Annotated in this window: 10 protein-coding genes and 9 tRNA genes; 17 read left to right on the top strand and 2 right to left on the bottom strand. The window is 62.7% G+C overall.

Going from position 1 to position 13,621, the window contains the following annotated elements:
- Positions 1–75 precede the first annotated feature (75 nt).
- A complete protein-coding gene (locus tag EKL94_RS20710; protein WP_260473476.1) occupies positions 76–444 on the bottom strand; it encodes a hypothetical protein in 369 nt (122 codons plus the stop codon).
- A gap of 75 nt (positions 445–519) precedes the next feature.
- Positions 520–1,440 (bottom strand): hypothetical protein, encoded by a 921-nt coding sequence (locus tag EKL94_RS20705; protein ID WP_126930464.1) that lies wholly within the window; start codon positions 1,438–1,440, stop codon positions 520–522.
- A 300-nt stretch (positions 1,441–1,740) separates the two neighbouring features.
- Between EKL94_RS20705 and EKL94_RS20700 the strand changes: the two genes are divergently transcribed.
- From EKL94_RS20700 to EKL94_RS20620, 17 genes are all read left to right on the top strand, one after another.
- Positions 1,741–2,478, top strand: coding sequence for a hypothetical protein (locus tag EKL94_RS20700; protein ID WP_126930463.1), 738 nt, complete (start codon positions 1,741–1,743; stop codon positions 2,476–2,478).
- Positions 2,479–2,646: 168 nt separating this feature from the next.
- Positions 2,647–2,723, top strand: a tRNA-His gene (locus EKL94_RS20695).
- Between the two features lie 79 nt (positions 2,724–2,802).
- Positions 2,803–2,878, top strand: a tRNA-Lys gene (locus EKL94_RS20690).
- A gap of 196 nt (positions 2,879–3,074) precedes the next feature.
- Positions 3,075–3,150, top strand: a tRNA-Lys gene (locus EKL94_RS20685).
- Between the two features lie 239 nt (positions 3,151–3,389).
- Complete coding sequence (locus tag EKL94_RS20680; RefSeq protein ID WP_126930462.1) at positions 3,390–3,692, top strand: hypothetical protein; 303 nt, start codon at positions 3,390–3,392, stop codon at positions 3,690–3,692.
- Positions 3,693–3,831: 139 nt separating this feature from the next.
- Positions 3,832–3,916: transfer RNA gene (locus EKL94_RS20675), tRNA-Leu, on the top strand.
- Between the two features lie 189 nt (positions 3,917–4,105).
- Positions 4,106–5,401 (top strand): trigger factor, encoded by a 1,296-nt coding sequence (gene tig / locus EKL94_RS20670; RefSeq protein WP_043401326.1) that lies wholly within the window; start codon positions 4,106–4,108, stop codon positions 5,399–5,401.
- Positions 5,402–5,477: 76 nt separating this feature from the next.
- Positions 5,478–6,104: an ATP-dependent Clp endopeptidase proteolytic subunit ClpP gene (gene clpP / locus EKL94_RS20665; RefSeq protein ID WP_004146318.1), complete on the top strand. Its 627-nt coding sequence runs from the start codon at positions 5,478–5,480 to the stop codon at positions 6,102–6,104.
- Between the two features lie 126 nt (positions 6,105–6,230).
- Positions 6,231–7,520 carry an ATP-dependent Clp protease ATP-binding subunit ClpX gene (gene clpX, locus EKL94_RS20660; RefSeq protein ID WP_032129320.1) on the top strand — a complete coding sequence of 430 codons (1,290 nt, stop codon included), beginning with the start codon at positions 6,231–6,233 and terminating at the stop codon, positions 7,518–7,520.
- A gap of 142 nt (positions 7,521–7,662) precedes the next feature.
- Complete coding sequence (lon, locus tag EKL94_RS20655; RefSeq protein WP_126930461.1) at positions 7,663–10,113, top strand: endopeptidase La; 2,451 nt, start codon at positions 7,663–7,665, stop codon at positions 10,111–10,113.
- Between the two features lie 217 nt (positions 10,114–10,330).
- The gene (locus EKL94_RS20650) at positions 10,331–10,603 is read left to right on the top strand and encodes a non-specific DNA-binding protein Hbs (protein ID WP_004146343.1); all 273 of its coding nucleotides are present in this window, start codon (positions 10,331–10,333) and stop codon (positions 10,601–10,603) included.
- Between the two features lie 11 nt (positions 10,604–10,614).
- Positions 10,615–10,689 (top strand) — tRNA-Val (locus EKL94_RS20645).
- A gap of 26 nt (positions 10,690–10,715) precedes the next feature.
- Positions 10,716–10,792 (top strand) — tRNA-Asp (locus EKL94_RS20640).
- 83 nt (positions 10,793–10,875) lie between these two features.
- Positions 10,876–10,952, top strand: a tRNA-Asp gene (locus EKL94_RS20635).
- Positions 10,953–11,039: 87 nt separating this feature from the next.
- A tRNA-Asp gene (locus EKL94_RS20630) sits at positions 11,040–11,116 on the top strand.
- A 106-nt stretch (positions 11,117–11,222) separates the two neighbouring features.
- Positions 11,223–11,299 (top strand) — tRNA-Asp (locus EKL94_RS20625).
- Between the two features lie 181 nt (positions 11,300–11,480).
- Positions 11,481–13,436: a peptidyl-prolyl cis-trans isomerase gene (locus EKL94_RS20620; RefSeq protein WP_126930460.1), complete on the top strand. Its 1,956-nt coding sequence runs from the start codon at positions 11,481–11,483 to the stop codon at positions 13,434–13,436.
- The last annotated feature ends 185 nt before the right edge of the window (positions 13,437–13,621 follow it).

Below are 13,621 nucleotides of genomic sequence, written 5' to 3'. Positions count from 1 at the left end.
GGTGTACGAGTGGGATTTGTGTGGAAATAGTCTTTTTTTTAGCTGGCTCGCAAGCTGGTGGATGGTTTTGTTTTTTTACGGGGGAAGTGGGGAAACGGGATAGGAGCCCGGCTCGGGGGCCCGGGAGTGTGGATAAGGGAAAGCCCGGGAGTTGGGCGGGAGGACGGTCGAAATCACTTCGCCGGAGTCGAAACCTGCACCTCGCCACGTGTAGTTGACGCAGGAAATACCGTTGCACACGGTCAGGACATCGCCGTTCTGGACTCGCGTCTGGGCTGTCCAGACGGTGGTCCGGCCGTCATTGAGCTTCTGGACCTCTTGGGAAAGCTGCTGGTTGGTCACCGGATCGGGATACGGGGTTGTCAGCGTGCATCCGGCGGTGCAGTTGATGACGCCAGGAAGCTTTTTCGCTTGAAGGCTCCCGGCCGCCATGAACAGCAGCACGCCTGCAATGGCGGGAATGGAGTTTCTACCAAGCGAAGGGATAATCCCAATCAGTCTAGCTTTCACAATAGGTCCTTATCGTGGGATGCAACAGTTCTTGAAGATTTCGTTCGATGAAATGCGGGCTTTCTCTTTCTCTTGGCTGCTCAGGTTTTTCTCATGGTTGGCAATGTCATTGGTGGTGGCAAAACGTGGGTCCAGCCGGTTGAGGACGCGGGTGTATGCCAGGGCGGCAACGGGATCCGCAGGAACAATGCCGCCATAGGTGTAGGTCATCGCCATGTCGCTGATGACATTGACGTTCCCTTGTGATTCCAGCTCGCGCAGATATCCGGTGGCGGTGTCCTTCCACGCCTCGAGCGCCGCTGGATCACGGATTGCGTCATCAAGCGAACCGATGACTTTCTCCGGCGATCGCGAGTAAGCGCGCATCGCTTCCTGCGAGCCCATGGCGGCCGCCTTCGAAAGCCAATCGGCGTGATAGATGTCCTGATCCAGAGCCAGCGACTCGCACTCTTTGAGGATCCGTTCCGACCGCTCCAGGAACCAGTTGCCGGACCCGACCGTGGTGGCCGAATCCGCCAGCTTGTCAGCGCGATCCGAGATGAAGGTCTGGCATTGCTCGATGGTTCGATAGATTTCGTAGGTTGCCGTGGCATCCCCGGATTCGGAGCGCAGCATCAGTTGCTTGACGTGGGCAAGCGCATCACCGGGAGGCCGGAACTCATTGCCTCTTACGATTTCGTAGGCCTTGGGGCCCACCGCCTTGTACGAGCCCGGCGGGATCTTGTTGTCCCGCTCAAGCCTCTGCGCGGCCGCCGCACCTGACGCCGCAAGCTGCCTTCCCTGGTCAGGCCTTTCATCGAGGCTGCCACTCTTCCCGGATTCCTCTGCCGTGGCATCGGCAGTCGCCTGCTGCCGGTAGCCGGACATTGCAACGGCTGCCACTGCCAGCACGGCTGCCAGCACGACGAATCCGATTAGCCGCTTGCTCATCTATTGATCTCACCTTCATTGCAGGAACCGGCATGGTTGCAAACGCGCGCCTCGCGTTCCATGTCCTGCAGCTAACGTTGTATGAATGGATCTCCCCCATTGCTGTTCCAGATCCATTCACAATTCATTCACTTAATGTTCACGATCTCGGCAGCGCGTCCGACGACGGATGAGCTGTTTGCCAGCGCCTGACTTTCGGTGCGTGCGGCATGCCTCGGGTTCCGCTAACGTCATCAGATCGGACAGGGTCGTCCGGGGCAGCGCGTTGTCCGTCTTTTCCCGCCCCTTCTGGAGTTCGGCATGGATGCAGTTTCGAAAGACGCGGGTGAGGTGGAGCAGGTGCTGGCCGAAGTGCATCGACTGCGCAGGCACCAACGACGGCTTACCCTGTACTGCGGCGGTGTTACTTTGCTGGCGTTGGCTGGCCTGCTGATGGGGGCGACGGCTCAACGCAACGCGTCGTTCGACGTGATCGATGTGCAGCGCATCAACATCAAGGAGCCTGACGGCACCCTGCGCCTGGTGGTCTCCAACCGCACGCTGTTTCCCGGCGCTTTCATGAAGGGGCGCGAGATCGTCGAGCACGCGCGGCCGATGGCCGGGATGCTGTTCCTCAACGACGAAGGCACCGAAAATGGCGGCCTGATCTTCAATGGACGACGCGACGACAATGGCAAGCCTGACAGTGGGCTGAGTCTGACGTTTGATCGCTATCAACAGGACCAGCAACTGCAGTTGCTGGGGCTGGATGGCCCGCGTGGTGCGGTTGCCGGACTGCAGCTCAACGATGTCGCCGATGGACAGCTGCGGCCGATGTTCTCGGCCGAAGACGAGCGCTTGCACGCGCAGGGTGTGCAAGCGATTACCCGTCGTGTGTTTCTTGGCAGGACGCAGTCGCGCAATGCGATGCTTCAGTTGCTCGACGGAGCGGGCCAGCCGCGCCTGCAGTTGCAGGTCACGCCGAAGGGGGAGGCCACGCTGTCATTCCTGGATGAGCATGGGGACACCGTGCGCGTGATCTCGGCGGAGCAGCTCTGATCTGCTGTTCCGGCCCCTGCACATCAATGTGAAGAAGTGCTTGCAATTCCTTCGCGACTCCCGGAAAATGCCGGACTCGCTTCGGGGGACGGACTTCTGGTTCCGCCCGGTAGCAAGGCATCAGGTTCCAACGTCAGCCTCATCGGCGATGGAGCGAAAGTTTCAGTGGTGGCTGTAGCTCAGTTGGTTAGAGTACCGGATTGTGATTCCGGTGGTCGGGGGTTCGAATCCCCTCAGCCACCCCACTGATTCAACCGCATCGGCGCAGCCGAAACGGTATTGCAATAAACAGAAAGCACGCTACAATGTGCGTCTGAGTTTTACGGGCCGTTAGCTCAGTTGGTAGAGCAGTTGACTCTTAATCAATAGGTCCAAGGTTCGAATCCTTGACGGCCCACCAAGACAGAAGCCACCTGGTACCCCAGGTGGCTTTTTTCTTATAAGTGTGACTCCTTCGTTCCGGTGGATCACACGTAGCAGAACCCGCTCGGCGTGGATCTGCAGCAGTAGCGGGACCGCAGTGCTGGTTTCAACCACGTTGAAAAAAGTGCTTGCACCCACCGAGCGGATCGGGTCATAATTCGCGCCCCGATTTCGGGCTGTTAGCTCAGTTGGTAGAGCAGTTGACTCTTAATCAATAGGTCCAAGGTTCGAATCCTTGACAGCCCACCAGACGAAAGCCACTTGGTTCGCCAAGTGGCTTTTTTCTTGCCTGTTCTCTGGTTTCTTGCCTGTTCGCCGGGATGCATTTCATCCACGCATGGCGTGGATCTACTGAAGCGGCGCTGAAATCAGGGGCATGTGCGTCATCAGTGTTCTCAATGCTGTGCGCTGCCTCTCACCGCGTTGCCTCCTTCATCGTACCCAATGGATCTTCCGCGCCGAGGGCGCATGTACGAAGGAAGATCCTGATGGCCGATATAAAACGACTGTACCGGGGGCTGTGGGTTTCATTTGCGTTGCTGGCGCTGGCAGCCTGCGCACCTGGCAGTGACCCGGCAAAGACCGTCGAGCGCGATGCGGGCGCCGAGGCCGTTCCGGCGCGCCCGATCGCCGGAGTCGCGCAGCCGGCGTCACCGGTGGAGGGTGGGGTCGCCCTCGAGGCTGTGGACCTGCGTCGTACCGACGAGGGTGGCGTGGACATCCTCAAGGTGGATGTGGCGGCCGGGCAGGGCGCTGACGCACCTGCGTCTCCTGCCGAGGCGAAACACTGAGTCGCTGCCGTCCCGAACGGTCGCTCGACCTTCGGGATGGCCTTTGGCGCCGGCGGTGTGCGCGGCTGTCATGTTCAGTTTTGTGCAGGCCTTCCGATTCCCGCCGTCGCCTGCGACAATGAACGCCTGAGCCGGCCACGCGAAAGTGGCGGAATTGGTAGACGCCCTGGATTTAGGTTCCAGTGCCGTAAGGCGTGGGGGTTCGAGTCCCCCCTTTCGCACCAGTGCCGGCCTGTCCCCGCCCTGATCGGGCCATCGACGCCCCCTTGACCGGCACGCGCTGGCAGTGCAGGCCGAATTGGGCGAAACTAAAGGGCTGCGGCAAGCAGGCGCGTCCCAGACGTCGTGTCCTTACAACCGTTTCATCCCAATCATCGAGCCGGGGGCGTGGGCCACCGGTGGCAGGAGTCAACATGCAAGCTTCGATCGAATCCACCGGCAACCTGGAACGCCGCCTGAGCTTCTCGCTGCCGGAAGAGCGTCTGCAGAGCCACATCGTCGGCCGCCTGGGCGAAATCGCCCGTACCACCCGCATCAAGGGTTTCCGTCCGGGCAAGGTGCCTGCCAAGGTGATCGAGCAGCGCTTCGGCGCGCAGGTCCGTGGCGAGGCGCTGGACGGCCTGCTGCGCGAAACCTTCGATGCCGCCGTGCGCGAGCACGACCTGCGCATCGTTGGCAGCCCGCGCATCGACAAGGGCGACGAGGGTGAGTTCTCCTTCGTGGCTACCGTGGAAGTGGTGCCGGACTTCGGCGACATCGACGTCAGCAAGCTGACCGTCGTGCGCCACAGCGCCGAGATCACCGACGCCGACATCGACCAGATGATCGAGAACCTGCAGAACCAGCGTCGTACCTGGGCCCCGGTCAGCCGTGGCGCACAGGACGGTGACCTGGTCGCGGTGGAAACCTGGTCGCAGGCCGGCGAAGAGCGCCTGCCGGCCGAAGGCACCGAGAAGGGTTCGATCGTGCTCGGCCAGGGCATGATGTTCGAAACCATTGAAAAGGGCCTGGTCGGCCTGGCCAAGGGCGAAGAGAAGACCCTGGACGTCGAGTTCCCGGCTGACTGGCGCGTGCCGGTGCTGGCCGGCAAGACCGTGCAGGTCACCGTCAAGGTCGCCGAAGTCTCCGAGCCGGTCGTGCCGGCGGTTGACGAAGCCTTCATCAAGAGCTTCGGCGTGAAGGGTGGCGATGTGGAGCAGTTCCGCAGCGATATCCGCGCCAACCTGGAGCGCGAGCTGAAGGGCGCGCTGATGAACCGCCTGCGCCGCGAAGTGGGCGAGCAGCTGATCGCCGCCTATTCGTCGGTGGAAATGCCGCCGCGCCTGGTCGAGAACGAAGCCCGCGCCATGCTGGCCCAGCAGGTCGAGCAGATCCGCCGCAATGGCCAGAATGTCGGCGAGATCCCGGCCGATGCCCACGAAGGCTTCAAGGAAGCGGCCGCCAAGCGCGTGCTGGTCGGCCTGCTGGTCGGTGAAGTGGCCCGCATCAACGACCTGCGCCTGGAAGCCAAGCGCCTGAACGAAACGATGCGCCTGATCGCTTCGACCTACGAAGAGCCGGAACAGGTCATTGAGATGTACCGCAACGACCCCCAGCTGATGTCTGGCCTGCAGAACCGTGTAATGGAAGAGCAGGTGATCGACTGGATCGCCGAGCGTGCCCAGCACACCGAAGAGAAGCTGTCGTTCCAGGACGCGATCCGCCAGTAAGCCCGGGCGGATCACCGGATGCCCCGCGCCTTTGCCGGCGCGGGGTTGTTGCCCCCCAAGATAGGTACCTCACGTAATGGACAACCGAACCAAAGCCCTGAACCTGGTTCCGATGGTGGTCGAGCAGACCAGCCGCGGCGAGCGTGCCTACGACATCTATTCGCGCCTGTTGAAGGAGCGCCTGATCTTCCTCGTGGGCCCGATCGACGATCACATGGCCAACGTGGTGGTGGCGCAGTTGCTGTTCCTGGAATCGGAAAACCCGGAAAAGGACATCAACATCTACATCAACTCGCCGGGTGGCGTGGTCACCGCCGGCATGGCGATCTACGACACCATGCAGTACATCAAGCCGAATGTGAGCACCACCTGCATCGGCCAGGCCGCCTCGATGGGCGCCCTGCTGCTGGCCGCGGGCGAAGCCGGCAAGCGCTATGCGCTGCCGAACTCGCGCGTGATGATCCACCAGCCGCTGGGTGGCTACCAGGGCCAGGCCACCGACATCGACATCCACGCGCGTGAGATCCTGACCCTGCGTTCGCGCCTGAACGAGGTGCTGGCCAAGCACACCGGCCAGTCGCTGGAGACGATCGCCCGCGACACCGAGCGCGACAACTTCAAGAGCGCCTTCGAGGCGCAGGCCTATGGTCTGGTCGACCAGGTCCTGGAGCGTCGTCCGGACGAGTCGATCCAGGCCGGCTGACCGGCCATCACGGGGCCATGGAGGCCCCGTTCCTGCAGGGTCGGGCGGGACTGGTGTCCCCTCGGCCCTGTGCTATTCTCGAATCGAACCCCCGTTCAGCGGGTGGGGTAACTGGGTAAGCGAAGCATGAGCGAAGACCGCCAAGGTCGTTCCACGGACACCGGCAAGATCCTCTACTGCTCTTTCTGCGGCAAGAGCCAGCATGAAGTGCGCAAGCTGATTGCGGGTCCGAGCGTATTCATCTGCGATGAATGCGTGGAGCTGTGCAACGACATCATCCGTGAGGAACTTGAGGAAAAGGCGCAGTCGGCGCGCAGTTCGCTGCCCAAGCCGCGCGAGATCCTCGAGGTCCTCGACCAGTACGTGATCGGCCAGAACCGCGCCAAGCGCACCCTGGCCGTGGCCGTGTACAACCACTACAAGCGCATCGAGAGCCGGCAGAAGAACGACGACGTCGAACTGGCGAAGTCGAACATCCTGCTGGTCGGCCCGACCGGTTCGGGCAAGACGCTGCTGGCCGAGACCCTGGCCCGCCTGCTCAACGTGCCGTTCACCATGGCCGACGCCACCACGCTGACCGAAGCCGGTTACGTGGGCGAGGACGTGGAGAACATCATCCAGAAGCTGCTGCAGAAGTGCGACTACGACGTCGAGAAGGCACAGCAGGGCATCGTCTACATCGATGAAATCGACAAGATCTCGCGCAAGAGCGAGAACCCGTCGATCACCCGCGATGTGTCCGGCGAAGGCGTGCAGCAGGCCCTGCTGAAGCTGATCGAAGGTACCGTGGCCAGCGTTCCGCCGCAGGGCGGCCGCAAGCACCCGCAGCAGGAATTCCTGCAGGTGGACACCAAGAACATCCTGTTCATCTGCGGCGGCGCGTTCGCCGGGCTGGACAAGGTGATCCAGGCCCGCTCCACCGACGTCGGCAGCATCGGCTTCGGCGCCAAGGTGAAGAGCAGCGAGCGCAAGCAGGAAGTGGGCAAGGTGCTGGCCGAAGTCGAGCCGGAAGACCTGATCAAGTTCGGCCTGATCCCCGAGTTCGTCGGCCGCCTGCCGGTGGTGGCGACCCTGGAGGAGCTGGACGAGCCGGCCCTGATCAGGATCCTGACCGAGCCGAAGAACGCCATCACCAAGCAGTTCAAGAAGCTGTTCGAGATGGAGAACGTCGAGCTGGAGTTCCGTCCGGACGCGTTGTCGGCCATCGCCAGGAAGGCGCTCAAGCGCAAGACCGGCGCCCGTGGCCTGCGCACCATCGTCGAATCGGTCCTGCTGGACACCATGTACGACCTGCCGTCGCAGGAAAACGTCAGCAAGGTGGTGGTGGACGAGTCGGTGATCGAGCACAAGTCTGAGCCGTACCTGATCTACCAGACCCCGGCGGCCCCTGAACAGAAGGCCGCAGGCGCCGAGTGATCCTTCCAGGTTGTTGATTGGAAAGGATTTTCAAGGAATGCCTTGCATCTGAAAGCCGATGGCCCCATAACGGGGCCATCGGCTTTTTTTGTCTCCGGAAGATGCCCTCCCGGAGGCGGTTTTCCCCTTCCCTGGAGCCCCCATGGCCCGTTCCCCAAGTGAAACCCTCGACCTGCCGGTCCTGCCGCTGCGCGACGTAGTGGTGTTCCCGCACATGGTCATCCCGCTGTTCGTCGGCCGTGACAAGTCCATGCACGCGCTTGAACAGGCAATGGAATCGGACAAGCGCATCCTGCTGCTGGCGCAGAAGTCGGCCGAGACCGATGACCCGCATGCGGCCGACCTCTACCAGGTCGGTACGCTGGCGCAGGTGCTGCAGCTGCTGAAGCTGCCCGACGGCACCATCAAGGTGCTGGTCGAAGGCCTGTCGCGCGTGCAGGTCACCCATGTCGACGAGCGCAACGGCTCGCTGCACGGCCAGGCCGTGGAAATCGACGCCACCGACGAACGCGAGGCCCGCGAGGTCGAGGCGATCGCGCGCTCGCTGATGTCGCTGTTCGAGCAGTACGTGAAGACCAACCGCAAGCTGCCGCCGGAGCTGCTGCAGACGCTGTCGGGCATCGATGAGCCGGCACGCCTGGCCGACACCATCGCCGCGCACATCAGCGTGCGCCTGGCCGACAAGCAGCGCCTGCTGGAAACCCTGGCCGTGGGCGACCGCTTGGAGATGCTGGTCGGCCTGGTCGACGGCGAGATCGACGTGCAGCAGATGGAAAAGCGCATCCGCGGCCGCGTGAAGTCGCAGATGGAGAAGAGCCAGCGCGAGTACTACCTCAACGAGCAGATGAAGGCCATCCAGAAGGAACTGGGTGACCTGGACGATGCACCGGGCGAACTGGAAGAGCTGGCCCGCAAGATCGCCGAAGCCGGCATGCCGAAGGCCGTTGAAGCCAAGGCGCGCAACGAACTGAACAAGCTCAAGCAGATGTCGCCGATGTCGGCCGAAGCGGCCGTCGTGCGCAACTACCTGGAGTGGCTGCTGGGCGTGCCGTGGAAGAAGCGCAGCAAGGTGCGCAAGGACCTGAAGGCCGCACAGGACACTCTCGACGCCGACCACTACGGCCTGGAGAAGGTCAAGGAGCGCATCCTTGAATACCTGGCGGTGCAGTCGCGCGTGAAGCAGATGAAGGGCCCGATCCTGTGCCTGGTCGGACCGCCGGGCGTGGGCAAGACCTCGCTGGGCCAGTCCATCGCCAAGGCCACCAACCGCAAGTTCGTGCGCATGTCGCTGGGCGGCGTGCGCGACGAGGCCGAGATCCGTGGCCATCGCCGTACCTACGTCGGTTCGATGCCGGGCCGCATCGTGCAGAACCTCAACAAGGTCGGCAGCAAGAATCCGCTGTTCGTGCTCGACGAGATCGACAAGATGTCGATGGACTTCCGTGGCGATCCGTCTTCGGCGCTGCTGGAAGTGCTCGATCCGGAGCAGAACAACGCGTTCAACGATCACTACCTGGAAGTGGATCTGGACCTGTCCGAAGTGATGTTCGTGGCCACCTCGAACTCGCTCAACATTCCGGGCCCGCTGCTGGACCGCATGGAAGTGATCCGCATCCCTGGTTACACCGAGGATGAGAAGCTCAACATCGCCACCCGCTACCTGGTGCCGAAGCAGATCAAGGCCAACGGCCTGCAGGCGGAAGAGCTGGAGATCGGCAGTGATGCGATCCAGGACATCGTGCGCTACTACACACGCGAATCGGGCGTGCGCAACCTGGAACGCGAGATCGCCAAGATCTGCCGCAAGGTGGTGAAGGAGATCGCGCTGGCCGGCCCGCAGCCGGTGAAGGCGAAGAAGGGCACGAAGAAGTCCAAGGCGCTGGTGAGCGTGTCCAGCAAGAATCTGGACAAGTACCTGGGCGTGCGTCGCTTCGATTTCGGCCGCGCCGAGGAAGAGAACGAGATCGGCCTGGTCACCGGCCTGGCGTGGACCGAAGTCGGTGGCGATCTGCTGCAGATCGAATCGACGCTGGTGCCGGGCAAGGGCCAGTTGATCCTCACCGGTCAGCTCGGCAACGTGATGAAGGAATCGGCTTCGGCGGCACTGTCGGTGGTGCGTTCGCGCGCCGTGGGCTTCGGCATCGACAGCGACTTCCTGCAGAAGCACGACGTGCATCTGCACGTGCCCGATGGCGCCACGCCGAAGGACGGCCCGAGTGCCGGTGCGGCAATGGTCACCTCGCTGGTGTCGATGCTGACCAAGGTGCCGGTGCGTGCCGACGTGGCGATGACCGGTGAGATCACCCTGCGGGGTCGTGTCACCGCCATCGGTGGCTTGAAGGAAAAGCTGCTGGCCGCATTGCGGGGCGGCATCCGCACGGTCATCATCCCGGAAGAGAACCGCAAGGACCTTGCAGACATTCCGGCCAACGTCACCCGCGATCTGGAGATCGTGCCGGTGAAGTACATCGAAGAAGTCCTGGACCTGGCGCTGGAGCGTCCGCTGGCACCGAAGAAGGCGCGCAAGAGTGCGCAGCGTGTCACGGTGCGCAGCAAGGCCAAACCGAGTGGAAGCGCGCGCGTCAAGCATTGACGCGCGCTGTCCGATGGCCCGAAACCCGCGTCGTTGCTGGCTTTCCAGCTTGCGTGGGGGTAGGGCCACTGGTATAAAAGCAGCACTCGCGAATGAGTGATCGCTGTCAGCGATGACTGAATCGGCGAACCGTTTCCACATGGCGGCCGCATGCAGAAGGCGTGCGGTTGCTTCCCTGTCGAATAAGCGGAACCCACCGCCAAAGGAGTTGTAGAGAATGAACAAGACCGAATTGATCGATGCCGTTGCTGAAGCTGCCGACCTGACCAAGGCCGAGTCCAGCCGCGCTGTCGATGCCGTCGTTGCTGCCGTCACCAAGGCGCTGAAGGACGGCGATGCGGTCACCCTGGTTGGCTTCGGTACCTTCCAGGTCCGCGACCGTGCTGCCCGCACCGGCCGCAACCCGAAGACCGGCGACACCATCAAGATCGCTGCTTCGAAGAATCCGTCGTTCAAGGCTGGTAAGGCCCTGAAGGATGCTGTAAACTAAGCGGCTCGCTGGGGTGCTTAGCTCAGCGGTAGAGCGTCTCCTTTACACGGAGAGGGTCGGGGGTTCGAAACCCTCAGCACCCACCACAGCACCGCGGTAAAAGTTTGAGTGTGGAGCGGTAGTTCAGCTGGTTAGAATGCTGGCCTGTCACGCCGGAGGTCGCGGGTTCGAGTCCCGTCCGCTCCGCCATTCAACGAGGCCTCCGGCCAAAAGCTGGAGGCTTTGTTTTCTCCCCGGTCCAGGCCGGCGGGAAAACAAAAAAGCAACAATGCGGAGCGGTAGTTCAGCTGGTTAGAATGCTGGCCTGTCACGCCGGAGGTCGCGGGTTCGAGTCCCGTCCGCTCCGCCACTACATCGAGGCCCCCGGCCTAAAGCTGGGGGCCTTGTCTTCTCACCGACAGGTTCGGGAAGAAGGCAAAAAGGTTTTTGCAAGAACGGAGCGGTAGTTCAGCTGGTTAGAATGCTGGCCTGTCACGCCGGAGGTCGCGGGTTCGAGTCCCGTCCGCTCCGCCATTGCAGAATTCTTAAGTCCCTGTGAAAAAACTTTGAAAAAAGTGTTCATCGGGCTGGGTTTCCAGGGAGTCTTCGGATATACTGGGCGCCTGCAAAGTTTCAGCGCGGAGCGGTAGTTCAGCTGGTTAGAATGCTGGCCTGTCACGCCGGAGGTCGCGGGTTCGAGTCCCGTCCGCTCCGCCAACTTTAAAAGCCCTCGGCGCAAGCCGGGGGCTTTTTCTTTGTGGCGTGCCGCAGGGCTGCCGATGTGCTGATGGCGCAGGTCCGCGAAGATCGGCGCAGGCCGCGCCGGCGCTGCTTTTGGTCCCTGCGGCGAAGCGGGTTACACTGCCGGGCTCGCCAATCAGGCCTTGTGATTCTCACCATGCTGCAGAAACTCCGCGACAAGACCTCAGGCTGGATCGTCACCGTGATCCTGGGGCTGCTGATGATTCCGTTCCTGTTCGTGATCGACAACAGCTACCTCGGTGGCGTTGGCGCACAGAACGTGGCCAAGGTTTCCGCGCCTCCGACCTGGTGGCGTTCGGCGCCGTCGTGGTGGCCGGTGCGCATGCTGTGGCAGCACCACGAGATCAGCTCGCAGGATTTCCGCACCCGCTTCGAGCAGGAGCGCATGCGTGAGCGCCAGCAGCAGGGTGAGAACTTCGACCCGCGCGCGTTCGAAAGCACTGAAAACAAGATGGCCGTGCTCGACCAGCTGATCGACGAGCAGGTCGTGCGCCTGGTGGGCGAGCAGGCCGGTGTCGTGGTGGGCGACGGTGCGGTGCGCGAGTACATCGCCACCATCCCGGCCTTCCTCGATTCGAACGGCAAGTTCAACGAGAACAACTATCGCCTGGCCCTGGCCGGTGGCAATCCGCCGCGTACCCCCACGCAGTTCCAGGAGCTGGTGCGCGAGAGCCTGCAGCAGTCGGTGATCCCGTCGGGCCTGCAGAATTCGGGCTTCGTCACCCAGGCCGAGACCGAGCGCCTGCTGAAGCTGCTGGGTGAGACCCGCGACGTCGAATTGGCCGCGCTGCCGGAGGTTCCAGCCGATACCGCGCCGGTCACCGATGCGCAGATCAAGCAGTGGTACGACAGCCACGGCAAGGATTTCCGCCAGGCCGAAAGCGTGTCGCTGGAATACGTCGAGATCAATGGCGCCAACCTGCCGGCACCGACCGCGGCCGACGAAGCGACCCTGCGCAAGCGCTATGAGGACGAGAAGGCGAAGTTCACCTCGCCGGAACAGCGCCAGGCCGCGCACATCCTGATCACCGGTGACGGTGCCGAAGCCAAGGCGAACAAGATCGCCACCGAAGCCAAGGCGGCGGGTGCCGACTTCGCTGCACTGGCCAAGGCCAATTCGGAAGACCCGGGTTCGAAGGAACAGGGCGGTGACCTGGGTTGGGTCGAGCGCGGTGCGATGGTCAAGCCGTTCGAAGATGCACTGTTCGCTGCCAAGGCCGGTGACGTGATCGGCCCGGTCAAGACCGACTTCGGCTACCACATCATCAAGGTCGCCGCGGTGCGTGGCGGCGAAGGCAAGTCGTTCGAGGAAGTGCGTGACACGCTGGCCGCCGAGCAGCTGAAGGCCGACGGCGAGCGCGGCTTCAACGAGCTGGCCGGCCGCCTGGTCGATGCCATCAACAAGAGCCCGAGTGATCTGGCCGCTGCGGCCAAGGAAGTGAACCTGCCGCTGCAGACCCTGGGCCCGATCACCCGCGCAACCGCCAGTGGCATCGCCACCGATCCGGCCGTGCTGCGTGCCGCCTTCTCTGAAGTGCTGGTGCAGGATGGTACTGCCAGCGACCCGATCGCCCTGGGCGGTGCCACCAACCACAGCGTGGTCATCCGCGTTGCCGCGCATACCCCGGAACAGGCAATGCCGCTGGACAAGGCGCGTGAACAGGTGATCGCCGCGATCCGCGCCGACCGCCAGCGCCAGGCCAGCGACAAGGCCGCCGACGCCGTGCTGGCCAAGCTGAAGGCCGGTGCCACCCTGCAGTCGCTGGCTGCCAGCGAGAAGCTGCAGCTGAGCCCGATGCCGGGCCTGCCGCGCAGCCAGCCGGTGCCGACCCCGGAAATCAACCGCGCGATCTTCAGTGCGCCGGTGCCGGCGGAAGGCAAGCCGAGCTACGGCAAGGTCGACGTCAACGGCCACGCGCTGCTGTTCGCAGTGAACAAGGTCAACCCGGGCGACATCAAGGAAGTGACCGCCGAGCAGCAGAAGCAGCTCAAGGATCAGCTGAGCCAGATCGACGGCATGGCCGCAGCCAAGGCCTACGTCGAGGCGATGCGCAAGAAGTTCGTGATCCAGACCACCGAAGAGAACCTGTAAGCCTCGCGGCGAGCAGGATCGAAGAAGGCCCGGCAATGCCGGGCCTTTTTTGTGGCTTTGACCCGTCCTGAATTGGGTTGACACCTTTTCCCTCTGGAAAAGGAATGTTCAATGAAATCAACAATCAGGCGCAGCCAACGGGATTACTCGCTGGCCTTCAAGTTGTCAGTGGTCGACCAGGTCGA

Source organism: Stenotrophomonas maltophilia (assembly GCF_003970865.1).
GTDB lineage: Bacteria > Pseudomonadota > Gammaproteobacteria > Xanthomonadales > Xanthomonadaceae > Stenotrophomonas > Stenotrophomonas maltophilia_AR.
The sequence above is the reverse complement of the archived record's forward strand: the minus strand, read 5'-3'. Positions and strand labels throughout refer to the sequence as shown.